The sequence below is a fragment of the Klebsiella sp. PL-2018 genome, assembly GCF_019048985.1.
In the GTDB taxonomy this organism is placed as follows: Bacteria; Pseudomonadota; Gammaproteobacteria; order Enterobacterales; family Enterobacteriaceae; genus Klebsiella; species Klebsiella michiganensis.
This window is the reverse complement of record NZ_CP077673.1, coordinates 4,738,804-4,764,699: the sequence shown is the minus strand read 5'-3', so window position 1 is coordinate 4,764,699 and position 25,896 is coordinate 4,738,804. Positions and strand designations below refer to the sequence as shown.

18 protein-coding genes and 1 pseudogene are annotated in these 25,896 nt (G+C 59.3%); 14 read left to right on the top strand and 5 right to left on the bottom strand.

The window, feature by feature from the left end; genetic code table 11:
• Positions 1–152: 152 nt before the first annotated feature.
• Together aas and lplT are read left to right on the top strand one after the other, a co-directional pair.
• The gene (aas, locus tag MKleb_RS22335) at positions 153–2,312 is read left to right on the top strand and encodes a bifunctional acyl-ACP--phospholipid O-acyltransferase/long-chain-fatty-acid--ACP ligase (RefSeq protein ID WP_025107411.1); all 2,160 of its coding nucleotides are present in this window, start codon (positions 153–155) and stop codon (positions 2,310–2,312) included.
• On the top strand, positions 2,305–3,498 hold the full coding sequence (gene lplT / locus MKleb_RS22330) for a lysophospholipid transporter LplT (protein ID WP_217076195.1): 1,194 nt from the start codon (positions 2,305–2,307) through the stop codon (positions 3,496–3,498). The genes aas and lplT overlap by 8 nt, the downstream gene beginning before the upstream one ends.
• A 99-nt stretch (positions 3,499–3,597) precedes the next feature.
• On the opposite strand, the gene MKleb_RS22325 is transcribed toward lplT, so the two are convergent.
• The 5 genes and pseudogenes from MKleb_RS22325 to MKleb_RS30235 form a co-directional block, all read right to left on the bottom strand.
• Complete coding sequence (locus MKleb_RS22325; protein ID WP_025107413.1) at positions 3,598–4,638, bottom strand: NADP(H)-dependent aldo-keto reductase; 1,041 nt, start codon at positions 4,636–4,638, stop codon at positions 3,598–3,600.
• Positions 4,639–4,875: 237 nt separating this feature from the next.
• Positions 4,876–5,094 carry a YgdI/YgdR family lipoprotein gene (locus MKleb_RS22320; protein WP_004105255.1) on the bottom strand — a complete coding sequence of 73 codons (219 nt, stop codon included), beginning with the start codon at positions 5,092–5,094 and terminating at the stop codon, positions 4,876–4,878.
• Between the two features lie 124 nt (positions 5,095–5,218).
• The gene (locus tag MKleb_RS22315) at positions 5,219–5,932 is read right to left on the bottom strand and encodes a TerC family protein (protein ID WP_004105253.1); all 714 of its coding nucleotides are present in this window, start codon (positions 5,930–5,932) and stop codon (positions 5,219–5,221) included.
• Between the two features lie 81 nt (positions 5,933–6,013).
• Positions 6,014–6,709 carry a DNA mismatch repair endonuclease MutH gene (mutH, locus tag MKleb_RS22310; protein ID WP_014226661.1) on the bottom strand — a complete coding sequence of 232 codons (696 nt, stop codon included), beginning with the start codon at positions 6,707–6,709 and terminating at the stop codon, positions 6,014–6,016.
• Between the two features lie 88 nt (positions 6,710–6,797).
• Positions 6,798–6,938, bottom strand: a pseudogene (locus MKleb_RS30235) (hypothetical protein); the annotation flags it as partial.
• Positions 6,939–7,391: 453 nt separating this feature from the next.
• On the opposite strand from MKleb_RS30235, the gene rppH reads away from it, so the two are divergent.
• From rppH to recD, 12 genes are all read left to right on the top strand, one after another.
• A complete protein-coding gene (rppH, locus tag MKleb_RS22305; RefSeq protein ID WP_004124593.1) occupies positions 7,392–7,922 on the top strand; it encodes an RNA pyrophosphohydrolase in 531 nt (176 codons plus the stop codon).
• Positions 7,923–7,934: 12 nt separating this feature from the next.
• Positions 7,935–10,181: a phosphoenolpyruvate--protein phosphotransferase gene (gene ptsP / locus MKleb_RS22300; protein WP_004853863.1), complete on the top strand. Its 2,247-nt coding sequence runs from the start codon at positions 7,935–7,937 to the stop codon at positions 10,179–10,181.
• 295 nt (positions 10,182–10,476) lie between these two features.
• Positions 10,477–11,352 carry a prolipoprotein diacylglyceryl transferase gene (gene lgt / locus MKleb_RS22295; RefSeq protein WP_014226659.1) on the top strand — a complete coding sequence of 292 codons (876 nt, stop codon included), beginning with the start codon at positions 10,477–10,479 and terminating at the stop codon, positions 11,350–11,352.
• A 6-nt stretch (positions 11,353–11,358) separates the two neighbouring features.
• Entirely contained in the window at positions 11,359–12,153 is a 795-nt protein-coding gene (thyA, locus tag MKleb_RS22290) for a thymidylate synthase (RefSeq protein ID WP_004124584.1), read from the top strand.
• 220 nt (positions 12,154–12,373) lie between these two features.
• A complete protein-coding gene (locus MKleb_RS22285) occupies positions 12,374–12,841 on the top strand; it encodes a prepilin peptidase-dependent protein (RefSeq protein WP_025107415.1) in 468 nt (155 codons plus the stop codon).
• On the top strand, positions 12,832–13,395 hold the full coding sequence (locus MKleb_RS22280) for a prepilin peptidase-dependent protein (protein WP_025107416.1): 564 nt from the start codon (positions 12,832–12,834) through the stop codon (positions 13,393–13,395). Before MKleb_RS22285 ends, MKleb_RS22280 begins: the two co-directional genes overlap by 10 nt.
• A complete protein-coding gene (locus MKleb_RS22275) occupies positions 13,392–13,805 on the top strand; it encodes a DUF2509 family protein (protein ID WP_014226657.1) in 414 nt (137 codons plus the stop codon). The genes MKleb_RS22280 and MKleb_RS22275 overlap by 4 nt, the downstream gene beginning before the upstream one ends.
• Positions 13,790–14,113: a prepilin-type N-terminal cleavage/methylation domain-containing protein gene (locus MKleb_RS22270; protein ID WP_014226656.1), complete on the top strand. Its 324-nt coding sequence runs from the start codon at positions 13,790–13,792 to the stop codon at positions 14,111–14,113. Before MKleb_RS22275 ends, MKleb_RS22270 begins: the two co-directional genes overlap by 16 nt.
• A 12-nt stretch (positions 14,114–14,125) precedes the next feature.
• Positions 14,126–17,500, top strand: coding sequence for an exodeoxyribonuclease V subunit gamma (recC, locus tag MKleb_RS22265; RefSeq protein ID WP_025107417.1), 3,375 nt, complete (start codon positions 14,126–14,128; stop codon positions 17,498–17,500).
• Positions 17,501–17,627: 127 nt separating this feature from the next.
• On the top strand, positions 17,628–20,513 hold the full coding sequence (gene ptrA / locus MKleb_RS22260; RefSeq protein WP_025107418.1) for a pitrilysin: 2,886 nt from the start codon (positions 17,628–17,630) through the stop codon (positions 20,511–20,513).
• Complete coding sequence (gene recB / locus MKleb_RS22255) at positions 20,510–24,055, top strand: exodeoxyribonuclease V subunit beta (RefSeq protein ID WP_025107419.1); 3,546 nt, start codon at positions 20,510–20,512, stop codon at positions 24,053–24,055. The genes ptrA and recB overlap by 4 nt, the downstream gene beginning before the upstream one ends.
• Positions 24,052–25,887, top strand: coding sequence for an exodeoxyribonuclease V subunit alpha (gene recD / locus MKleb_RS22250; protein ID WP_025107420.1), 1,836 nt, complete (start codon positions 24,052–24,054; stop codon positions 25,885–25,887). Before recB ends, recD begins: the two co-directional genes overlap by 4 nt.
• Positions 25,888–25,896: the final 9 nt, after the last annotated feature.

Here is a 25,896-nt window from a genome sequence, read left to right as displayed (position 1 = left end):
TTTTTTAAGTACGCTTTTCGTACTGATTATCTTGCACCGACCTGCGCGGATGCGCAGGTTTTTTTTGTCCTGAATTCCGCTCCTCCTGGTGCATTTCCCGTCCCTTCTCATGTAACCTGCTTTGACTGATTAACCGGTCAAACGGAGTTGTTATGCTTTTGGGATTTTTCAGACTACTTTTCAAAGGATTGTACCGGGTCAAGTTAACCGGTGACCCCCAGGCGCTGCAGCAGCAAAAGGTGCTGATTACGCCAAACCATGTCTCCTTTATTGACGGCGTACTGCTGGCGCTTTTCCTGCCGGTGCGCCCGGTGTTTGCGGTCTATTCCTCAATCAGCGATCGCTGGTTTATGCGCGCGCTAAAGCCGATTATTGATTTTGTGCCGCTGGACCCGACCAAACCGATGTCGATAAAACATCTGGTCCGCCTGATTGAGCAGGGGCGCCCGGTGGTGATTTTCCCGGAAGGGCGGATCTCGGTGAGCGGTTCGCTGATGAAAATTTACGACGGCGCCGCCTTTGTGGCGGCGAAGTCGCAGGCGACCATCGTGCCGCTGAGAATCGAAGGCGCTGAATTAACCCCCTTTAGCCGCCTGAAGGGGCTGGTCAAGCGCCGCCTGTTCCCGCGCATTCAGTTGCATCTGCTGCCGCCGACGCATCTGCCGATGCCCGATGCGCCGCGCGCCCGCGACCGGCGTAAAATTGCCGGTGAAATGCTGCATCAGATCATGATGGAGGCGCGGATGGCGGTGCGCCCGCGCGAAACGCTGTATGAGTCGCTGCTGGCGGCCCAGGACCGCTTCGGCGCGCGCAAACACTGCGTGGAAGATATCAATTTTCAGCCGGACACCTACCGTAAGCTGTTGACCAAAACCCTCTTCGTGGCGCGCATTCTGGAAAAATACAGCGCCCAGGGCGAAAAAATCGGCCTGATGCTGCCGAACGCCGGAATAAGCGCGGCGGTGATTTTTGGCGCGATCGCCCGCGGACGAATCCCGGCGATGATGAACTATACCGCCGGGGTCAAAGGCCTGAGCAGCGCCATTACCGCGGCGGAAATCAAAACCATCTTTACCTCCCGCACCTTCCTCGATAAAGGCAAGCTCTGGCACCTGCCGGAGCAGTTGACGCAGGTACGCTGGGTATTTCTCGAAGATTTAAAAGGCGAGGTTACCGCCGCCGATAAGCTGTGGATTTTTGGCCATCTGCTGATGCCGAAGCTGGCTCAGGTTACGCAGCAGCCGGAAGACGCGGCGATGATTCTGTTTACCTCCGGCTCGGAAGGTAATCCGAAAGGGGTCGTGCATAGCCATAAAAGCCTGCTGGCCAACGTCGAGCAGATTAAAACCATTGCCGACTTTACCGCCAACGACCGCTTTATGTCGGCGCTGCCGCTGTTTCACTCCTTTGGCCTGACGGTCGGCCTGCTGACGCCGCTGTTTACCGGCGCGGAGGTCTTCCTCTATCCCAGCCCGCTGCACTACCGCGTGGTGCCGGAGCTGGTATATGACCGCAACTGTACCGTGCTGTTCGGCACCTCCACCTTCCTTGGCAACTATGCCCGCTTTGCGAATCCGTATGATTTTTATCGCCTGCGTTACGTTGTCGCCGGGGCGGAGAAGCTGCAGGAGAGCACAAAGCAGATCTGGCAGGACAAGTTTGGCCTGCGCATTCTTGAAGGCTACGGCGTCACTGAATGCGCGCCGGTGGTATCGATCAATGTGCCGATGGCGGCGAAAGTGGGCACCGTTGGCCGCATTCTGCCGGGGATGGACGCGCGTCTGCTGGCCATGCCCGGTATTGAAGAGGGGGGCCGTTTACAGCTTAAAGGGCCGAACATCATGAACGGCTATCTGCGGGTGGAGAATCCCGGCGTGCTGGAAGCGCCCGCGGCGGAAAATCAGCACGGCGTAGTCGAGGCCGGCTGGTATGACACCGGGGATATCGTCAGCTTTGACGAACAGGGCTATGTGCGGATTCAGGGCCGCGCGAAGCGCTTTGCCAAAATCGCCGGTGAGATGGTGTCGCTGGAGATGGTCGAGCAGGTGGCGCTGGCGGTTTCGCCGGACAAAATGCACGCCACGGCGATTAAACAGGATGCCAGCAAAGGCGAGGCGCTGGTGCTGTTTACCACCGATAATGAACTGAATCGTGAAAAACTGCTGCGCTATGCCCGTGAACACGGCGTACCGGAGCTGGCGGTACCGCGCGACATTCGCTGGCTGAAGCAGCTCCCGGTACTGGGCAGCGGCAAGCCGGACTTTGTCACCCTTAAAGGCATGGTTGAACAGGCGGAAGATTCGAATGAGTGAGTCAGTACACACTAACACGTCGCTGTATTCGAAAGGGATGATGGCGGTTATCTGCGCCCAGTTTCTTTCGGCGTTTGGCGATAACGCGCTGTTGTTCGCCACCCTGGCGCTGATGAAGCAGCTGTTCTACCCGGAGTGGAGCCAACCGGTATTACAGATGTTGTTTGTGGGCGCTTACATTCTCTTCGCGCCGTTTGTCGGACAGTTTGCCGATAGCTTTGCCAAAGGGCGGGTGATGATGGTGGCGAACGGCCTGAAGCTGGTTGGCGCAGGCTGTATCTGCTTTGGCGTGAATCCGTTTATTGGCTATACGCTGGTGGGCATCGGCGCTGCCGCCTATTCTCCGGCTAAATACGGCATTCTCGGCGAGCTGACCACCGGCGATAAGTTAGTGAAAGCGAACGGCCTGATGGAGTCCTCGACCATTGCGGCGATCCTGCTCGGCTCGATGGCGGGCGGTATCCTGGCGGACTGGCATATCATGGCGGCGCTCGGCGTCTGCGCGGTGGTGTACGCCGGCGCGGTGGTCGCCAACCTGTGGATCCCGAAGCTGCCGGCGGCGCGTCCCGGGCAATCATGGCGTTTCAGGCCGGTGACCCACAGCTTCTTTAGCGCCTGTACGACGCTATGGCGCAACGGTGAGACCCGCTTTTCGTTAGTCGGCACCAGCCTGTTCTGGGGGGCGGGCGTGACGCTGCGCTTCCTGCTGGTGCTGTGGGTGCCGGCGGCGCTGGGCATTACCAGCAACGCCATGCCGACCTACCTTAACGCGATGGTGGCGGTGGGGATTGTGCTGGGAGCCGGCGCGGCGGCGAAGCTGGTGACGCTGGAAACGGTGTCGCGCTGCATGCCCGCCGGGATATTGATTGGCGTGGCGGTCATCTTTTTCGCCATCCAGCAGGCGCTGCTGCCGGCGTTTGCCCTGCTGCTGCTGCTCGGCGCGTTCGGCGGCTTCTTTATCGTGCCGCTTAACGCCCTGCTGCAGGAGCGAGGGAAACATACGGTCGGCGCGGGCAACGCTATCGCGGTGCAGAACCTCGGCGAAAACGTGGCGATGCTGCTGATGCTGGGCCTCTATTCGCTGGCGGTGAGCATCGGTATTCCTGTCGTCGGCGTAGGGATTGGCTTTGGCGTGGTGTTCGCCCTGGCGATTACTTCCCTGTGGATTTGGGGACGGCGTAAATAATCTCCCGGAGGCGGCGCGTCGCGCCTGTCCGGGCTACAAACCGCACGAACTTGTAGCCCGGACAGATGCGTAGCATCGCCTCCGGGGGCTTTTACGGCCTTACGGTGCCGGGTAGGTATAAACCTGATGCACCGCTTCAATCTCGGCTAAAACCTCTGCGCTCAGCTCCAGATGCAGGCTTTCGACGTTGGTTTTCAGCTGCTCCATGGTGGTCGCGCCCAGCAGGGTGCTGGCGACAAACGGCTGACGACGTACGAAGGCCAGCGCCATCTGCGCCGGGTCAAGGTTGTGCCGCTTCGCGATATCGACATAGGCTGCCACCGCTTTTTGCGTCTGCTCGCCGCTGTAGCGCGTAAAACGGCTGAACAGCGTATTGCGTGCGCCTGCCGGTTTTGCGCCGTTGAGGTATTTCCCGGTCAGCGTGCCGAACGCCAGGCAGGAATAGGCCAGCAGCTCCACGCCTTCATACTGGCTGACTTCCGCCAGGCCCACTTCAAAGCTGCGGTTCACCAGGCTGTACGGGTTCTGGATCGTCGCGATGCGCGGCAGGTCGTGCTTGTCCGCCAGATGAAGATAGCGCATCACGCCAAACGCCGTTTCGTTAGAGACCCCGATATAGCGAATCTTGCCGGCGCGCTGGAATTCGGCCAGCGCGTCCAGCGTATCCAGCAGGGTGACGACCGGGGCGGAATCGGCCCAGGTGTAGCCCAGCTTGCCGAAACAGTTGGTCGGGCGCTGCGGCCAGTGTACCTGATAGAGGTCGAGATAATCGGTCTGCAGGCGCTTCAGGCTGTCGTGCAGCGCCTCACGGATATTTTTACGATCCAGCTTGTGGTCAGGACGAATGCTGCTGTCGTTATTGCGGGCAGGGCCGCTCACTTTAGAGGCGATAATCAGCTTTTCGCGATTGCCGCGCTTCGCCAGCCAGTTACCGACGTAGGTTTCCGTCAGGCCCTGGGTTTCCGGGCGCGGCGGGACGGGATACATTTCCGCGACGTCAATCAGGTTAATGCCCTGACTCACCGCGTAATCGAGCTGCTCGTGCGCGTCTGCCTCGCTATTCTGCTCACCAAACGTCATTGTGCCCAGCCCCAGCGTGCTGATTTCAAGAGAACTGTGTGGGATACGGTGATACTGCATAGCCGGCTTCCTTTTTTATCAACAAGGTCAGGCGTTCCCCGACAAAGGAATATAAAAATGGCAGAGGGGGAGAAAAAGGGGAAGTAAAAAAATCAAAAAAGCCGGGCTGACGGAATCCGGCCTGATGAATCCTCGCGGACAGATCAGGTTTATCCCGACTTTTCTCTGAATGCTGAAGAATAAAGAACGCTGCTCAATGGTGCGATAAAACGCTAAATCGCGACCTGACGGCGGGACTTAACGTTTAATAATCTGCGAAACGTCGTCACGATTGATCTGCATTTTATTACCCTGCTGATCTTCGTAGCTGATAAGGCCGGTGTCGTCGTCTATGGCGGGTTTGCCGTCGGTCAGAATCATGCGACCATCTTTGGTTGCCATGACGTAATCGCTGCTGCAACCGGAAACCGAGAACGCCAGTCCTACCGCGGAAATCAATACTGCCCATTTTTTCATCGCTATCACCCCTATTATAGCCGCACCTCGTACCAGTATATTAATAGCCTGATTTGTGAGACATAAAAAGCAGTTAAGTCTTAAAAAAGAATTGCAGCCCGTTTCAGGGCTGCATTTTAGCGGGCTACAGCGGATTTTTTTTATTGCGCAGCAGGTTGAGACTTTCAACCGCAATCGAAAAGAACATCGCGAAATAGATGTAGCCTTTCGGCACGTGCACGTCGAAACTTTCGAGCATCAGCGTAAAGCCGACGAGGATCAAAAACGACAGCGCCAGCATTTTCACCGAAGGATGGCGGTCAACAAAATCGCCTATCGAACGGGCGGCAACCATCATCACCAGCACCGCGATAACCACTGCCGCCATCATAATAAACAGATGGTCCGACAGCCCGACGGCGGTGATCACCGAATCGAGGCTGAAAATAATATCCAGCAGCATAATCTGCACGATGGCGCCCATAAATGAATGGACGTTGGTTTTCAGCCCTTCTTCTTCGCCTTCAATGGATTCGTGAATTTCTTTACTCGCCTTCCAGATCAGGAACAGCCCGCCCAGCAGGAGGATCAGATCGCGAAACGAGATCTCCTGGCCTAGCACGGTAAAGAGAGGATTAGTGAGCTTGACGACCCACGCGATTGACGCCAGCAGCGCCAGACGCATGATCATCGCCCCCATCAGCCCAATACGGCGGGCGTGGGCCCGTTGCGCTGTGGGCAGTTTTGCCACCACCAGAGAGAGGAAAATAATATTATCGATCCCGAGCACTATCTCCAGCAGCGTCAGCGTACCAAGCGCCAGCCAGGCGTTAGGATCGGTTACCCATGCAAATAACATCGTTCAAAGTCCTGCAAAATAGAAAGATGCGAGTATATGCAACCGCCACGGCAGAACAAAAAATTAATCATCTCCAGGCCGTTATTTCGAGGAGAGAAGGAAATGGCGGGCGAGCAGGGCGGCGGTAAAGTTTTTCTTCAGATAGAAACCGCGCGGTAGGGTGAGGATCGGTTCGCCGCGGGCGCCTACCGCCTCGGTCAGCGCTTTGCTGTTTGCCGCTTTCGGGCGCAGCTGCAGCACTTCGCCGTGGCGGGCGGTGATGCGCTCGACCTGGCCGAGGACGATCAAATCCATCAGCTCTTCCCAATCCATACGCAGCTGGCGATCTTCTTCTTCGCTGGGGCTCCACAGCAGCGGTGCGCCGACGCGGCGTTCGGCCAAAGGAATCGCGCGATCGCCCTCTACCGGTACCCACAGTACCCGCTTGAGCTTATGACGCACGTGGCTGCTCTCCCAGGTGACGCCGCTGTTGCCGGTCAGCGGCGCGACGCAGACAAAGGTGGTTTCCAGCGGGCGACCTGATGAATCGATGGGGATGGTTTTCAGCTCGACGCCGAGGGCGGCGAAATCCTGCTCCGGCTTGCTGCCTGCGCTGGCGCCAAGCCATATCTCCAGCAGGATGCCGATCCAGCCTTTATCACGTTTTAAATCGCGCGGAATCGGAATTCCGGCAAGCTGGGCCAGCTCCCCCAGCGAATAGCCTGCCAGCTGCTGCGCCTGGGCCAGAAGCTGCTCCTGGCTTTGCGGGGGGGATAAGAGCGGCGCGATGGTCGGCATAACGTAAAACCTCTGACTAAAAAGTGAGCAGTAATTTCATCCGTTGTGGATAGAGTTTACCTTTTCTTGAGTAAGTATGACAATTTGATGATTCATATGGTTTTTTTTGCGATTTTTTGCCGCGGTGAAAATGGTGAAACCGGGTTTTCCAGAACTGGTCACCGACAATGAACAGGATCTTACACCCTGTTATCCACAGAAAAATGGGATAACTGGGGAAAAGCCCCACTACTGTTTCCATTTACAGCCTTGACGTGAGATGAAAATCGAGTTTTTAGACAAAATATGCCCAGAGCACATGCGTAATCTGTGGATAAAACCAACATTGCTCGATCTTTCATCAGTTCCAGGATCTCTTATGTGATGATCGTCACGTTATACTGTGAATTATGAAATTTTAACATGCTAACTTTATGAAAATTAGGTCATTATAATCAGGTGCTATCGCTACGCTGTTCGGATGATTCCGGGTTTTCCCTGGTTAATTCCGTACTTCTTCACAACTCTATCCACAGAAAAAGTGAATAAAATCGTCCGGGTATGGCTTTCGCTGTTTATAACTCCGGGTATTACTGTGAGTTATTCAAATGTTATTCGATCTCATCCCCCTCACAGAGTGGTTTACCGTTTCCAACGAGTGTGAAACAATCATTCACATTGAAGCTTATTTTGAGGTAGTCCGGTGATTGATGACGATGGCTACCGCCCAAATGTCGGTATTGTAATCTGTAATCGCCAGGGCCAGGTTATGTGGGCCAGGCGCTATGGTCAGCACTCGTGGCAGTTCCCGCAAGGGGGCATAAATCCAGGGGAATCAGCAGAGCAGGCGATGTATCGGGAATTGTTCGAAGAAGTTGGGCTAAGCCGTAAAGATGTGCGGATCCTTGCTTCAACCCGTAACTGGTTGCGTTACAAATTGCCTAAACGTTTGGTGCGTTGGGACACAAAGCCGGTATGTATCGGCCAGAAACAGAAGTGGTTTCTCCTGCAATTGATCGGCAGCGATGCGGATGTCAATATGCAAACCAGCAGTACACCTGAGTTTGATGGCTGGCGATGGGTAAGCTACTGGTACCCGGTGCGTCAGGTGGTGTCGTTTAAGCGCGACGTATACCGCAGGGTGATGAAAGAGTTTGCCAGCGTCACCATGGCGCTGGCGGAAAGCACGCCTAAGCCGCAAAGCGCGCCTGCATATCGACGTAAAAGAGGTTAAGCCACGCACATTATGCTCACTCGGTTGCGAGAAATAGTCGAGAAGGTCGCGAGTGCGCCGCGTTTAAACGAGGCGCTGGATATCCTGGTCACCGATATCTGCGCCGCGATGGAGACGGAAGTCTGTTCGGTTTATCTGGCTGACAATGACCGACGCTGTTATTACCTGATGGCGACGCGCGGGTTGAAAAAGCCGCGCGGGCGCATCGTTGCGCTCGCTTTTGACGAAGGCCTCGTGGGCCTGGTTGGCCGCCTGGCCGAACCTATTAACCTCGCCGACGCGCAAAAGCACCCCAGCTTTAAATATATTCCCGCGGTCAAAGAGGGCCGCTTTCGCGCCTTCCTCGGCGTGCCGATTATCCAGCGGCGTCAGCTGCTCGGCGTGCTGGTTGTGCAGCAGCGCGAACTGCGCCAGTTTGACGAAAGCGAAGAGTCCTTCCTGGTCACCCTGGCCACGCAAATCGCCGGCATTCTCTCTCAATCCCAGCTGAACGCGCTGTTTGGCCAATATCGTCAGACCCGCATCCGCGCGCTGCCCGCCTCGTCAGGCGTGGCGATTGCCGAAGGCTGGATGGACGTCAGCCTGCCGCTGATGGAGCAGGTTTATGAAGCCTCGACGCTCGATACCGCTTCCGAGCGCGAGCGGCTGACCGGCGCGCTGGAAGAGGCGGCGAATGAGTTTCGCCGCTACAGCAAACGCTACTCTGCCGGCGCGCAGAAAGAAACGGCGGCCATCTTTGACCTCTATTCGCACCTGCTTTCCGACGCGCGCCTGCGCCGCGAGCTGTTCGCTGAAGTGGATAAAGGCGCGGTGGCCGAATGGGCGGTGAAGAAGATCATCGAGAAATTCGCCGAACAGTTTGCCGCGCTCAGCGACGGCTACCTGAAAGAGCGCGCGGGCGATCTGCGCACGCTGGGCCAGCGGCTGCTTTTCCATCTCGATGACAGTATCCAGGGGCCCAATACCTGGCCGGAGCGCATCGTGCTGGTGGCGGATGAACTGTCGGCCACCACCTTAGCGGAGGTTCCTCAGGATCGTTTAGCCGGCGTGGTGGTGCGCGATGGCGCGGCGAACTCCCACGCCGCGATTATGGTGCGCGCGCTGGGCATTCCGACGGTGATGGGGGCGGATATTCAGCCTTCGCTGCTGCACGGCCATACGCTGATTGTCGACGGCTATCGCGGCGAGCTGCTGGTCGATCCCGAGCCGGTGCTGCTGCAAGAGTATCAGCGCCTGATCAGCGAAGAGAACGAGCTTAGCCGCCTGGCCGAGGACGATCTTGAACGCGCTTCCGAACTGAAAAGCGGCGAGCGGGTAAAAGTCATGCTCAACGCGGGCCTGAGCCCCGAGCATGAAGAAAAACTCGGCAATTTCGTCGACGGTATTGGCCTTTACCGTACCGAAATCCCCTTTATGCTGCAAAGCGGCTTCCCTTCCGAAGAGGAGCAGGTTGCCCAGTATCAGGGCATGCTGCAGATGTTCAACGAGAAATCGGTGACGCTGCGCACGCTGGACATCGGCGCGGATAAACAGCTGCCGTATATGCCGATCAGCGAAGAGAATCCGTGCCTTGGCTGGCGCGGTATTCGGATCACGCTCGATCAGCCGGAGATCTTTCTGGTACAGGTCCGCGCGATGCTGCGGGCCAACGCGGCAACCGGAAACCTCAGCATCCTGCTACCGATGGTCACCAGCCTGGATGAAGTGGATGAGGCTCGTCGCCTGATCGATCGCGCCAGCCGCGAAGTGGAAGAGATGATCGGCTACGCCATTCCCCGCCCGCGTCTTGGCGTGATGCTGGAAGTGCCGTCGATGGTCTTTATGCTGCCGCAGCTGGCGAACCGCGTTGATTTTATCTCCGTTGGCACCAACGATCTGACCCAGTACATTCTGGCGGTGGATCGCAACAACACCCGGGTCGCGAGTATGTATGACAGCCTGCATCCGGGGGTACTGCGGGCGCTGGCGATGATTGCCCGCGACGCCGAGCGTTTTGGTATCGACCTGCGCCTGTGTGGCGAAATGGCGGGCGATCCGATGTGCGTGACGATCCTGATTGGTATGGGCTATCGTCATCTGTCGATGAACGGTCGTTCGGTGGCGAGAGTGAAGTATTTGCTGCGGCGCATCGATATCAATGAAGCCCAGGAGCTTTCCCAGCGTAGCCTGGAAGCGCAGATGACCGCCGAAGTGCGCCATCAGGTCGCGGCTTTTATGGAGCGACGCGGACTCGGCGGCCTGATTCGCGGCGGCCGCTAGCACGGGCTACGGTTCATGAATTTGTAGCCCGGGTAAGGCGTTAGCCGTGACCCGGGACTACGCTGACGAGGTTCGGGCGGCCTGAGGGTTGGGTAGCCCGGACAGGCGCAGCGCGCCGCCTCCGGGAATGCTCAGCCGCGAATTCGCATTCGTATACATATCTTTTACATGTCCGGCGCGGATCGCCCTTCGCGCTTATGCTATCATTCGCAGCCTTTGGAGCGCCCGTTTCTGACGCGCGCGAACGATCCCCGCTGTCCACTTTCGGCGGAATAACAAGTGTTTATGGTGACAGATGAATAGTGGCTACCTGCATTTTCCGGAGTTTGATCCGGTAATTTTTTCCATTGGACCGGTCTCCCTCCACTGGTACGGTCTGATGTACCTGGTTGGGTTTGTTTTTGCGATGTGGTTGGCCACCCGTCGGGCCAATCGTCCGGGCAGCGGTTGGACAAAAAACGAAGTTGAAAACCTGCTGTACGCCGGCTTCCTCGGGGTTTTCCTCGGCGGGCGTCTTGGCTATGTCTTCTTCTACAACCTGCCGGTGTTCCTCGACGATCCGCTCTATCTGTTCCGCGTCTGGGACGGCGGTATGTCCTTCCACGGCGGCCTGATCGGCGTGATTCTGGTGATGATCATTTTCGCCAAACGCACGAAGCGCACCTTCTTCCAGGTTTCCGACTTCATTGCGCCGCTGATTCCGTTTGGCCTCGGCGCCGGGCGTCTGGGCAACTTTATCAACGGTGAACTGTGGGGCCGCGTCGATCCGAACTTCCACTACACCATGATTTTCCCCGGCTCTCGGGCAGAAGACCTGGCGCTGCTGCCGTCGCATCCCGAGTGGCAATCGCTGTTCGATACCTACGGCGCGCTGCCGCGTCATGCTTCGCAGCTCTATGAGCTGGCGCTGGAAGGCGTCGTGCTGTTCCTGATCCTGAACCTGTTTATCCGCAAGCCGCGTCCGGCCGGTTCGGTTTCCGGCCTGTTCCTCATTGGCTACGGTCTGTTCCGCATCATCGTGGAGTTCTTCCGTCAGCCCGATGCCCAGTTTACCGGCGGCTGGGTACAGTACATCAGCATGGGGCAGATTCTTTCGATTCCGATGGTGCTTGCGGGTATCATCATGATGGTCTGGGCGTACCGTTGTCGTCCGCAGCAACAAAATTCTTGAGGAACCATGAAACAGTATCTTGATTTGATGCAGAAAGTGCTCGATGAGGGCACGCAAAAAAATGACCGCACCGGTACCGGCACCGTCTCCATCTTCGGTCACCAGATGCGTTTTAACCTGCAGGAAGGATTCCCGTTGGTGACGACCAAGCGCTGTCATTTACGCTCCATCATCCATGAACTGCTGTGGTTCCTGCAGGGTGACACCAACGTGGCGTATCTGCACGAAAACAACGTCACTATCTGGGACGAATGGGCGGATGAAAACGGCGATCTGGGGCCGGTTTACGGCAAGCAGTGGCGCTCCTGGCCCGCGCCGGACGGCCGTCATATCGACCAGATCAGCACGGTGATGGAACAGCTGAAAAACGACCCGGATTCTCGCCGGATTATCGTCTCGGCATGGAACGTCGGCGAGCTGAACAAAATGGCGCTGGCCCCGTGCCACGCGTTCTTCCAGTTCTACGTCGCCGACGGCAAGCTCTCCTGCCAGCTCTATCAGCGCTCGTGCGACGTATTCCTCGGCCTGCCGTTCAATATCGCCAGCTACGCGCTGCTGGTGCATATGGTGGCGCAGCAGTGCGACCTCGAAGTGGGCGATTTTGTCTGGACCGGCGGCGATACGCACCTGTACAGCAACCACATGGAGCAGACGCATCTGCAGCTGAGCCGCGAACCGCGGGCGCTGCCGAAGCTGGTGATCAAACGTAAGCCGGCATCGATTTTCGACTACCGTTTTGAAGACTTCGAAATCGAAGGCTACGACCCGCATCCGGGGATTAAAGCGCCAGTGGCGATTTAACCCGGAAGTGACGACGAAAAACCGGCGCCTGCGAGCGCCGGTTTTTTTATGCCTCAGCCGAGCCGACGGCCAGCTTTATTCCCCCAACGGAACGCTTTTTTGCGAGCAGATTTCCGGCACTGTTGAAACCCGCTGCAACGCCTTTAATACTCTCCGGCGCGCGCCGCAAACCCGCATTTTACCGTTCGAATAAAGCCTCAATGCTCCGCATACTTGGCCCATGAACAGAGAACATGGCTATACCCTGATTGAAACCCTGCTCACCATGGTCGTGGTCGTCATTCTCGGCGCCAGCGGGCTGTACGGCTGGCAGAGCTGGCAACGGCAGCAGCGCCTGTGGCAAACCGCCTGCCAGGTCCGCGACTACCTGGTGCTGCTACGCGATGACGCCAACTGGCACAACCGCGACAGGGTATTAAGCGTCGGCCAAAGCGCGGAGGGCTGGTGCCTGAGCGCCAGCGGGGCGATGGCCGACTGTCTCCGCAGGGACGCTTTCACGCTGCAACCGCTATGGCCGGAGGTTTCGCTCAGCGCGATGACGCCGGGGCTGGGGTTTTATGGCCTGCGTAATACCGCCTGGGCCGGGCATATCCGCCTGCAAAGCGCGGCGGGCGGCTGGAACATTATCGTTTCTCACTGGGGGCGCATCCGCCTGTGTCGCGGCGAGGAGACGGCATCGTGTCTGTAAAACAGCGCGGCTTTTCCCTGCCGGAAACGCTGATCGCGATGGCCATCAGCTCCGTGCTGCTGCTCGGCAGCGCGCGTTTTCTTCCGGCGCTGCAGTGGGCCGCGCTTCGCCAGACCCGGCAGCAGTCGCTGGAAAATGAGCTCTGGCAGCGAATCTACACCGTCGCGAAGCATCTGCAGCGCGCCGGATACTGCCGCGGCCGCTGTTACGGGCAGGCGCTGTATATCGCAGAGGGCGGTGATTGCCTGCTGGTGAGCTGGGATAGCAACAGCGATGGCGTCTGGAATAGCGCGCCGTCATCGGAATCGGATACCACCGGGTTTCGCCTGCGCGATGGCGCGCTGGAAACCCTGCGCGGCGCAAGCGCCTGCAGCGGCAAAGGCTGGGAGAAAATGACCAACCCGGCGGTGATTCAGGTCACCGCGTTTCAGGTTACGCGCCTGGAGAGGGCGGGCTTCGCGCCTGAATTATCGATTACCCTTGCGGCGCACTCGGTCGCCGACCCGCAAATCCGCGCGCGGGCGGAATACGGCGTAACGGGATATAACCTGTGAATCGCCAGCGCGGGCTCTCTTCGCTGCTGATGGTGCTGCTGCTGTTAGCGCTCGGCACGCTATTACTCCAGGGGCTGCACCAGCAGCAGCGTTCGCTGTTAGCGCAGACGGCCAGCGAAACGCGGGCGCTTGGCGATGCCGCTGATGCGCATTCCGCGCTGCAGTGGGGAAAGGGGCTCGTCTGGCCGCTTCAGGAAACGGTTAGCTGCCAGCAGAACGCGGCGCTCGGCTGGCGCGCCTGCCTGCGAGTCTTTAGCGACGCCTCGGTATTGCTGATTGGCGGCAGCGATGGCGGCGGCATACTGCTGTGGCAGTCAGGCGTAATCGAACAAAACCGCGTCCGCTTTTCGCCTCACGGCTGGAGCGATTTTTGCCCGTTAAAGGAGGCAAGCCTATGCCAGATGCCTTGAGGCGGCAGAGAGGGTTTAGCCTGCCCGAAACGCTGCTGGCTTTAGTCTTGCTTATCGCAACCGTGACCGCGCTGGCGGGCTATCAGCGTGGGCTGGCCAACGGCTTTATGCAGCTCAACCAGTACCGTCAACTGTGGCGCGATGCGTGGCGATTCAGTCAGCTTAGCCCACCGGTGATTCCCGCGAATCGCCAGGTATCCCGCATGCAGACATCGGTGCAAAGATGTGTCAGCATCACGGTAACGATCACGATGCCCGCAGCCAGGCGGGCGCAGATGACCCGGCTGCACTGCCCGGTCAGTCAGTAGCCAGGAGCGAATATGTTAAGGGTGTACCACTCAAACCGTCTGGATGTGCTTGAAGCCTTGATGGAGTTTATCGTCGAGCGCCAGCGGCTGGATGACCCTTTTATGCCGGAAATGGTGCTGGTACAGAGTACCGGGATGGCGCAGTGGCTGCAGATGACGCTGGCGCAGCGCTTTGGGATTGCGGCCAACATTGAGTTCCCGCTACCCGCCAGTTTTATCTGGGACATGTTCGTGCGGGTGTTAAAAGATATTCCCGGAGAAAGCGCGTTCAGTAAGCAAAGTATGAGCTGGAAACTCATGACCCTGCTACCGCAGCGGCTGAACGATGAAGCCTTTACGCTACTGCGCCACTATCTGCACGACGATAGCGACAAGCGCAAGCTGTTTCAGCTGGCCGCCAGAGTGGCGGATCTCTATGATCAGTATCTGGTTTATCGCCCCGAATGGCTGATGCGCTGGGAGGCCGACCAGCGCGTTGACGGGCTTGGAGACGCGCAGGAGTGGCAGGCGCCGCTGTGGAAAGCGCTGGTGGAATATACCGCTGAGCTGGGCCAGCCGCTGTGGCATCGCGCCAATTTATACCAACGCTTTATCAGCGCGCTTGAGGCCGCCGAACAGCCGCCCGCCGGGCTACCGTCGCGGGTGTTTATCTGCGGGATTTCGGCGCTGCCGCCGGTATACCTGCAGGCGCTCCAGGCGCTGGGTAAGCATGTCGATGTATATGTTCTCTTCACTAACCCGTGCCGCTACTACTGGGGCGACATTAAAGATCCGGCATTTCTGGCAAAGCTGCTCTCCCGCCAGCGCCGCCACCACCGCGAAACGACGCGAGAGCTGCCCCTGTTTCGCGATACGCAACAGGCTCCGGGATTATTCAACGATGCCGGGGAACAGGATGTCGGCAATCCGCTGCTGGCCTCCTGGGGCAAGCTGGGGCGCGACTATATTTACCTGCTGGCGGGTCTTGAGCGCTATGAAGAGCTGGACGCCTTTGTCGATATCGCGCCGGATAACCTGCTGCATAATCTTCAGGCGGATATTCTCGAACTGCGTAATGCGGCGGTGGCCGGGCGCAGCGCCGAGGAGTTTGCCAACAGCCGCAGCAAGCGGCTGCTGGCGGCGGACGACCGCAGCCTGACGATTCATGTCTGCCATAGCCCGCAGCGCGAGGTTGAGGTGCTGCACGACCGGCTGCTGGCGATGCTCGAAGAGAATCCCGAGCTCACGCCGCGCGATATTATCGTCATGGTGGCGGATATCGATAGCTACAGCCCCTATATTCAGGCGGTCTTCGGCAGCGCCAGCGGCGAGCGCTGGCTGCCGTGGGCGATATCCGACCGGCGGGCCCGCGAATCGCATCCGGCGCTGCAGGCGTTTATCACCCTGCTTTCGCTGCCCGACAGCCGCTTTGCCAGCGAAGACGTGCTGGCGCTGCTGGATGTGCCGGTGCTGGCCGCGCGCTTTAACATTAACGAAGAGGGGCTGCGCTACCTGCGCCAGTGGGTTAACGAATCCGGCGTACGCTGGGGAATGGATGACGACAACGTGCGTGAACTCGATCTCCCGGCTACCGGCCAGCATACCTGGCGCTTTGGCCTGACGCGTATGCTGTTGGGCTACGCCATGGACAGCAGCGAAGGGGAGTGGCGCTCGGTGCTGCCTTATGATGAGTCGAGCGGGCTTATCGCCGAGCTGGTGGGCAACCTGGCATCGCTGCTGATGCAGCTTAATCTCTGGCGCCGCGGGCTGGCACAGGATCGCCCATTAGCCGAGTGGCTGCCGGTATGCCGCGACCTGCTGAACGACTTCTTCCTTCCGGACAGCGAAACGGAAGCCGCCCTGGCGCTGATAGAACAGCAGTGGCAGGCGGTGATTGACGGCGGCGTCGACGCGCAGTATGGCGAAACGGTACCGCTCTCTTTGCTGCGCGATGAGCTGTCCCAGAGGCTCGATCAGCAGCGCATCAGCCAGCGCTTTCTCGCCGGGCCGGTTAACATTTGTACCCTGATGCCGATGCGTTCGATTCCTTTCAAGGTGGTCTGCCTGCTGGGGATGAACGACGGCGTTTATCCGCGCACCCTGGCGCCGCTGGGCTTCGATTTAATGAGCCAGAAGCCGCAGCGCGGAGACCGTAGCCGTCGCGACGACGACCGCTATCTGTTCCTTGAAGCCCTGATGTCGGCCGAGCAGAAGCTCTATATCAGCTATATCGGTCGTTCCATTCAGGACAATAGCGAGCGCTATCCCTCCGTTCTGGTTCAGGAGCTGGCGGACTACATCGGCCAGAGCCACTGCCTGGAAGGGGACGAAGAGCTGGACTGCGATGCCAGCGAACGGCGGGTCAAAGAGCACATCACGCATCTGCATACCCGCATGCCTTTCGATGCCGCCAATTTTCTGGCTAATGAAGATCAAAGCTATGCCCGGGAATGGCTGGCGGCCGCCAGCCAGCAGGGGGAAGCGCACGGCGCGTTCATCCAGCCGCTACCGGTACCGGACATCGATCACTTACCGTTCGAACAGCTGCTGCGCTTCTGGCAGCATCCTGTTCGCGCGTTCTTTCAGCAGCGGCTGCGGGTGAATTTCCGCTCGGAGGAGAGCGAGATCCCCGACGATGAACCTTTTACCCTCGAAGGGCTGAGCCGCTATCAGCTGAACCAGCAGCTGCTCAATACGCTGATTGAGCAGCAGGATGCCTCGGCAATGTATCGCCGCTTCCGTGCCGCCGGGGAGCTACCCTATGGCGCGTTCGGCGAACTGGCCTGGGAGACCCAGCGTCAGGAGATGCAAAATCTGGCCGAACGGGTGATCGCCTGCCGCCAGCCGGGGCAGAGCATGGAAATCGATCTGCAATGCAACGGAGTCAACATCACCGGCTGGCTGCAGCAGGTACAATCCGACGGTTTGCTGCGCTGGCGGCCTTCGCTATTAAGCGTGGCGCAGGGGATGCAACTTTGGCTGGAGCATCTTGTCTATTGTGCTAGCGGCGGTACCGGCGAAAGTCGGCTCTTTGTGCGCAAAGAGGGCGAGTGGCGTTTTCCACCGCTGGCGCAGGAGCAGGCCCAGGGCTACCTCAACGATCTGGTTGACGGTTACCTGCAGGGAATGTCCAAACCGCTGCTGCTGCTGCCGGAAAGCGGCGGCGCATGGCTAAAAGTCTGTTATGACGCCGAAAAGGATGTCATGTTAATGGACGAAGAGACGCAGCAAAAAGCGCGCAGTAAATTTCTTCAGGCTTATGAAGGGAACATGGTGGTCAGCGGCGAAGGTGCCGACGTCTGGTATCAGCGCCTGTGGCGCACGCTGGAAGCGGAATACTATGAAGAGATCCTGACGCAAACGCAGCGTTATTTGCTACCGGTGTTTCGTTTCCATCAGTCCGAATAACATTGTAATAGTATAAAAATTGCGCACTGGATGGCAGTTCATTTATGATGCGCAACGAATCACGGACTGATGTTTATAAAGGCTGCCAATTATGCAGCGCCAGGTTTGTTAATGATGAGGTCCGTGAATGCCCCGCAGTTTATGGTTCAAGGTTATTGTTTTACTGGCCGCCCTTTGGGCGCCGTTAAGTCAGGCAGACACCGGATGGCAACCGATCCAGGAAACCATCCGTAAAAGCGAAAAAGATACCCGTCAATATCAGGCGATCCGCCTCGATAACGGCATGGTAGTGCTGCTGGTTTCCGATCCCCAGGCGGTAAAATCGCTGTCGGCGCTGGTCGTTCCCGTGGGATCGCTGCAGGATCCCGCCGAGCATCAGGGGCTGGCTCACTTCCTGGAGCATATGACGCTGATGGGCTCGAAAAAGTATCCCCAGCCTGACAGCCTCGCCGAGTATCTCAAAATGCACGGCGGCAGCCACAATGCCAGCACCGCCCCGTATCGCACCGCCTTCTATCTTGAAGTGGAAAACGATGCCCTGGACGGCGCGGTCGATCGCCTGGCCGACGCCATCGCCGCGCCGCTGCTGGATAAAAAATATGCCGACCGCGAGCGTAATGCGGTTAACGCCGAGCTCACGATGGCGCGTACCCGGGACGGGATGCGAATGGCGCAGGTTAGCGCGGAAACCATTAACCCGGCGCACCCCGGCTCGCAGTTTTCCGGCGGTAACCTTGAAACGTTGAGCGACAAGCCCGGCAAACCGGTGCTTGATGCCCTGCACGCCTTTCGCGATAGCTGGTATTCCGCCAACCTGATGAAAGCGGTGATCTACAGCAACAAGCCTCTGCCGGAGCTGGCGAGCATCGCGGCGGCCACCTACGGTCGCGTGCCGAACCACGATATCAGCAAACCGGAGATTACCGTCCCGGTGGTGACCGATGCGCAAAAGGGCATCATCATTCACTACGTTCCGGCGATGCCTCGTAAAGTGCTGCGCGTGGAGTTCCGCATTGATAATAATAGCGACAAGTTCCGCAGCAAAACCGACGAGCTGGTGACCTATATGATCGGTAATCGCAGTCCCGGCACGCTCTCAGACTGGCTGCAAAAGCAGGGGCTGGTTGAAGGGATTCGCGCGGACTCCGACCCGGTGGTGAACGGCAACAGCGGGGTGCTGGCTATATCCGCGACCCTGACGGACAAAGGTCTGGCGCACCGCGATGAAGTTACCGCGGCCATCTTCAGCTACCTCAATCTGCTGCGCAGCCAGGGAATCGATAAGCGCTATTTTGATGAGCTGGCCCACGTGCTGGCGCTCGACTTCCGCTACCCGTCCATCAACCGCAATATGGATTACGTCGAATGGCTGGCGGACACCATGATCCGCGTGCCGGTCGAGCATACGCTGGACGTTGTCAACATTGCCGATCGCTACGATCCGCAGGCGATCGAAGACCGCCTGGCGATGATGACGCCGCAAAACGCCCGCATCTGGTACATCAGCCCGAAAGAGCCGCATAACAAGACCGCCTACTTCGTCAATGCGCCCTATCAGGTGGATAAGATCAGCGAGCAGACCTTTGCCGACTGGCAGCAGAAGTCCAGCGCCATCGACCTCAAGCTGCCGGTGCTGAACCCCTATATTCCGGATGATTTCAGCTTAATCAAAAGCGACAAGGCTTACCCGCATCCGCAGCTGATTGTAGATGAACCGACGCTGCGGGTGATTTACGCGCCGAGCCAGTACTTCGCCAGCGAACCGAAAGCGGATATTTCGCTGGTTCTGCGTAACCCGCAGGCAATGGACAGCGCCCGCCGGCAGGTGATGTTTGCGCTCAATGATTATCTGGCGGGCATTGCGCTCGACCAGCTCAGCAACCAGGCGGCGGTCGGGGGGATAAGCTTCTCTACCGGCGCGAATAACGGCCTGATGGTTAACGCCAACGGCTATACGCAGCATCTACCTGAGCTGTTTAACGCCCTGCTCGACGGTTACTTCAGCTATACGCCAACCGAAGAGCAGCTGGAGCAGGCTAAATCCTGGTACGCCCAGATGATGGATTCGGCGGATAAAGGCAAAGCCTACGATCAGGCGATCATGCCGATTCAGATGGTTTCTCAGGTGCCGTACTTCCAGCGCGAAGAGCGTCGGGCGCTGCTGCCATCGATCACCCTGAAAGAGGTGCTGGAATACCGCGATAATCTCAAGGCGAAAGGGCGACCGGAGCTGATGGTCATCGGTAATCTTACCGCCGATCAATCCACCGCCATGGCGCGGCAGATTCAAAAACAGCTGGGCGCCGACGGCAACGAGTGGTGCCGTAACAAAGACGTTCTGGTCGATCGTAAACAGCTGGCGATTTTTGAAAAAGCGGGCAACAGTACCGATTCCGCGCTGGCCGCCGTCTTCGCGCCGCCGAACGTGGACGAATACGCCAGCTCTGCCGCCAGCTCGCTCCTCGGGCAAATCGTACAGCCGTGGTTCTATAACCAGCTACGTACGGAAGAGCAGCTGGGCTACGCGGTCTTCGCCTTCTCGATGAACGTTGGCCGCCAGTGGGGGATGGGCTTCCTGCTGCAAAGCAGCGATAAGCAGCCGGCTTACCTCTGGCAGCGTTTCCAGGCCTTCTTCCCCACGGCGGAAGCCAAACTGCGGGCAATGAAGCCGGAAGAGTTTGCGCAGATTCAGCAGGCGGTGATCGGTCAGATGCTGGAAGCGCCGCAAACGCTGGGCGATGAAGCGTCGAAGCTGAGCAAAGATTTCGATCGCGGTAATATGCGCTTCGATTCACGTGATAAAGTAGTGGCTCAGATTAAACTGCTGACGCCGCAAAAGCTTGCCGACTTCTTCCATCAGACGGTGGTGGATCCGCAGGGCATGGCAATTCTCTCCCAGGTTTCCGGTAGCCAGAATGGCAAGGCGGAATACGCGCATCCGCAGGATGGCAAAGTCTGGGAGAACGTCAGCGCATTGCAGAAATCCTTACCCCTGATGCGAGAGAATGAATGACCGACACCGCCGAGTCTCTTGACCCACTGCGCTTGCCCCTGACGGGCGAGCGCCTGATAGAAGCCTCTGCGGGCACAGGAAAAACCTTTACCATTGCCGCCCTCTATCTGCGGCTGCTGCTGGGGCTGGGCGGGGAATCCGCCTTTCCCCGCCAGGTCAGCGTGGAAGAGCTGCTGGTAGTGACCTTTACCGAAGCGGCGACCGAAGAGCTGCGCGGGCGTATTCGCAGCAATATCCACGAGCTGCGTATCGCCTGCCTGCGCGAAAGTACCGACAATCCTCTCTACGCCGGGCTGCTGGCGGAAATCGCCGATAAAACCCAGGCGGCGCAAACGCTGCTGCTGGCCGAACGGCAGATGGACGAAGCGGCGGTATTTACCATTCACGGCTTCTGCCAGCGGATGCTGAGCCTTAACGCCTTTGAGTCCGGCATGCTGTTCGAACAGCAGCTGATTGAAGATGAATCCCGCCTGCGCTATCAGGCCTGCGCCGACTTCTGGCGTCGCCACTGTTACCCGCTGCCGCGTGACATCGCGGCGGTTATCCACGAAGCGTGGAAAGGGCCGCGCGATCTGCTGAAATCCATCGACCGCTGGCTACAGGGAGAGGCGCCGCAGCTCAAATCGCCGCCGCCGGCTGACGAAACGCTGGCCGAACGCCATCAGCAAATTATCGAACGCATCAACGCGCTGAAGCAGCAGTGGCTGGCACAGGTGGGCGAGGTTGAGGCGGTGCTGGAAAACTCGGGCCTCGACCGGCGCAAGTTTAATCGCGGCAATCAGGGGAAATGGCTGGAGAAAGTGACCGCCTGGGCCCAGGAAGAGACCCTCAGCTACCAGCTTCCGGATGCGCTGGAGAAGTTCTCCCAGGCCTTCTTGCTTGAGCGCACCAAAGCGGACGGCGCGCCGCCGGTACACCCGCTGTTCAGCGCGGTAGAAGCGCTGCTGGCGACACCGTTAACCTTGACCGATCTGGTGATTGCCAGGGCGATGGTTGAAATCCGCGAAGCGGTCGCGCGGGAGAAACGCCGCCGCGGCGAGCTGGGCTTTGACGATATGCTTAGCCGCCTGGATGACGCCCTGCGCGGGGAGAGCGGCGAAGCGCTGGCCAGCGCGATTCGCCAGCGCTTTCCGGTGGCGATGATCGACGAATTTCAGGATACCGACCCGCAGCAGTACCGCATCTTTCGCCGCATCTGGCGGCGCCAGGCAGACACCGCGCTGCTGCTGATTGGTGACCCCAAACAGGCCATTTACGCCTTCCGCGGCGCGGATATCTTTACCTACATGAAAGCGCGTGGGGACGTCACCGCCCACTATACGCTCGATACCAACTGGCGCTCTGCGCCGGGGATGGTTGATAGCGTCAATCGCCTGTTTAGCCTCAGCGATAACCCCTTTATGTTCCGCGAAATCCCGTTTATGCCGGTGAAGTCGGCCGATAAAAACCAGGGGCTGCGCTTTACCGTCGATGATGCTGCGGTACCGGCGATGAATATCTGGCTGATGTCGGGCGAGGCCGTCGGGGCGGGGGATTACCAGGCGTTTATGGCCCAGCTGTGCGCGGCGCAAATTCGCGACTGGCTCAGCGCGGGCCAGCAGGGCAAGGCGCTGCTGTGGCGCGGTGAAAAAGCTGAACCCGTGCGGGCTTCGGACATCACGGTGCTGGTGCGCAATCGTCAGGAGGCGTCGTTAATTCGCGATGCCCTTCAGCTGCTGTCGATTCCCTCCGTCTATCTCTCCAACCGCGATAGCGTGTTTGAAACCCCCGAGGCGCAGGAGCTGCTGTGGGTGCTGCAGGCGGTGCTGGCCCCCGAGCGGGAAAATACCCTGCGCAGCGCGCTGGCAACCGCAATGTTCGGCCTCAACGCGCAGGACATTGAAAACCTCAACCAGAGCGAACGGGCCTGGGATGAGCTGGTAGAAGAGTTTAGCGGCTACCGGCAAGTCTGGCGGCAGCGCGGCGTGATGCCGATGCTGCGCGCGCTGATGACCGCGCGGCGCATTGCCGAAAACCTGCTGGCGACCAGCGGCGGCGAGCGGCGCCTGACCGATATCCTGCATATCAGCGAGCTGCTACAGGAGGCGGCGAACCAGCTGGAGAGCGAACATGCGCTGGTGCGCTGGCTGGCGCAGCATATCGCCGAGCCGGATAGCAACGCCTCCAGCCAGCAGATGCGCCTGGAGAGCGATAAGCACCTGGTGCAGATCGTCACCATCCATAAATCGAAAGGGCTGGAGTATCCGCTGGTCTGGCTGCCGTTTATTGCGCGTTTCCGTAAACAGGATCAGGCGTTTTATCACGACAGAACCTCCTTTGCCGCCGTTCTCGACCTGGGGCAGGCGGAGGGCAGCATGGAGCTGGCGGAGGCCGAACGCCTGGCCGAAGATCTGCGCCTGCTTTACGTCGCGCTGACCCGTGCGGTCTGGCACTGCAGCCTTGGCGTTGCGCCGCTCAGCACCCGGCGCAGCGACAAGCCCGGCGCCAGCGATTTTCACCACAGCGCGCTGGGCCGACTGCTGCAGGGCGGGGAAGCGATGGATGCCGCAGGGCTGATGGCCCGCCTGCAGGCGTTCTGCAGCGGGGAGATCGCCCTGCGGCTCCCGGATACGGCTGCGCCAACTCCGTGGCAGGCTCCGCAGGCGGCGCTACCGCCGCTTTCAGCCCGTTTGCTCGCGCGTTCGGTGACCGATGACTGGCGGGTCACCAGCTACTCCGGCCTGCAGCAGAATGGACACAGCGCGGCGCAGGATCTTCTGCCGCGTCTGGATGTCGATGCTGCCGGCGTCGGTGAGGTTGCGGAAGAGCCGCAGCTTACGCCGCACCAGTTCCCCCGCGGCGCGTCGCCGGGGACGTTTCTCCACAGTTTGTTCGAAGATCTCGATTTTACCCAGCCGGTTCCCGCCGACTGGATGGCGGCCAGGCTCCAGCTGAGCGGCTTCGAGGAAAAGTGGACCCCGGTACTGACCGCATGGCTCGACGGCGTGCTGCGTACCCCTCTGCCCGGCGCGGGGATTGCCCTTAATCAGCTGAGCGAAGGCGATAAACAGGTGGAGATGGCGTTTTATCTGCCCATCGAACAGCCGCTGGATCCCCTGCGTCTGGATGCGCTGATTCGTCAGTACGATCCGCTCTCCGTGGATACCCCAACGCTCGATTTCCGCCAGGTGCGGGGGATGCTGAAAGGCTTTATCGACCTGGTGTTTCGCCACAACGGTCGCTATTACCTGCTGGATTACAAATCCAACTGGCTGGGGGAAAATCGCGAGGCCTATACCCAGGACGCGATGCGGCAGGCAATGCGTTCGCACCGTTACGATTTGCAGTACCAGCTCTATAGCCTGGCGCTGCACCGATATTTACGCCACCGCATTGCCGATTATGATTACGAACGCCACTTCGGCGGTGTTATTTATCTCTTTTTACGCGGCATGGACGGGCAGGACGGCGGGCAGGGTATCTTCACCACCCGGCCGGCGCTGCCGCTGATTAACGGCCTCGATGCGCTGTTTGCCGGGGAAACCCAGGAGGTTGTGCTATGACCATGGATGAACTGTTACTGCAGGCGGTTGAACAGCGCCTGCTGCGCCCGCTGGACGTCCAGTTTGCGCTCATGGTGGCGCAGGAGGCGCATCCGGCGGTGAAGCTCACCGCCGCCATTCTCAGCCGCGATGCCGGTGAAGGCCACGTCTGCCTGCCGATTTCGCGTCTCGCCGAGGATGAGCTGCTGAGCGCAAAAGCGGCAGGCCTGAGTGAGCAGATCCTTGAGCTGACCGGCGCCCCGGACGGCTGGCTGCCGCTGCTTAACGATGCTGAGGCGGTCAGCGGCGGTGAGCGCCCGACGCCGATGATCCTCTGCGGCGAACGGCTTTACCTCAACCGCATGTGGCGCAACGAATTAACCGTCGCGCGCTTTTTCAATGAGGCCAATCAGGTGCTGGAGGTGGATGAAGCCCGGCTGGCTTCGACGCTCGACGCGCTGTTTCCGCCCGCTGAGGAAACGGACTGGCAAAAAGTGGCGGCTGCGGTCGCCCTGACCCGACGGATTTCGGTGATTTCCGGCGGTCCGGGCACCGGTAAAACCACGACCGTCGCTAAACTGCTGGCCGCGCTGATCCAGACGTTCTCCAACCCGCGCTGCCGTATTCGCCTGGCGGCGCCGACCGGTAAAGCCGCGGCGCGCCTGACCGAGTCCCTCGGCGCGGCGCTGCGCCGCCTCCCTCTCAGCGACCAACAAAAGGCGCTGGTGCCCACCGAAGCCAGCACCCTCCATCGCCTGCTGGGCGCGCAGCCCGGCAGCCAGCGGATGCGCTATCACGCCGGCAACCCGCTGCATCTTGACGTGCTGGTGGTGGATGAAGCCTCAATGATTGACCTGCCGATGATGTCGCGCCTGATCGACGCGCTGCCTGAGCACGGAAGGGTGATTTTCCTTGGCGACCGCGATCAGCTGGCGTCGGTAGAGGCCGGAGCGGTGCTGGGGGATATTTGCGCCTGGGTTAATGCAGGCTATACCCCGGCGCGGGCGGCACAGCTCGCCCGGTTGACCGGCCAGCCGGTGCCGGCGGGCGAGGGCAACGTTGCCGGTGCGCTGCGCGACAGCCTGTGCCTGCTGCAAAAAAGCTACCGTTTTGGTCGCCATTCCGGTATCGGCCATCTGGCGTGGGCGGTGAACAGCGGCGAGCGCAGCGCGGTACGCGCAACGCTGCGTCAGTCGTTCGACGATATCGCCCTGTATCCGCTGAGCGCCACCGAAGAGTATGAAGCGATGCTGAATCAGGCACAGGCGGGCTATGGCCGCTTCCTGCAGCTGCTGCGCGAGCGGGCTGAGCCCGAAGAGATGATCGCCGCCTTTGGCGAATTCCAGCTGCTGTGCGCGCTGCGCGAGGGGCCGTATGGGGTCAGCGGCGTGAACGAACAGCTGGAGCAGATGCTGAACCGCAAGCGGGCGATCGCGTTACCGCGGCATTCGCGCTGGTATGAAGGACGGCCGGTGATGATCTCCCGCAACGACAGCGCGCTGGGGCTGTTTAACGGCGATATCGGCATCGCGCTGGAAAGAGGCGATGGCCTGCGCGTCTGGTTCCCGATGCCCGATGGCAGCATCAAGTCGGTACAGCCAAGTCGTCTGCCGGAGCACGATACCGCCTGGGCGATGACGGTGCATAAATCGCAGGGATCGGAGTTCGATCACGCGGCGCTGATCCTGCCTTCGCGCAGCGTGCCGCTGGTAACCCGCGAGCTGGTTTATACCGCCATTACGCGTGCGAAACGGCAGCTGTCGATCTATGCCGATGAGCAGGTGCTGACTCAGGCGGTGGCTGCGCGTACCGAACGACGCAGCGGCCTGACGGATATCTTTTCCGCCCAGTGAGGTTTTCCC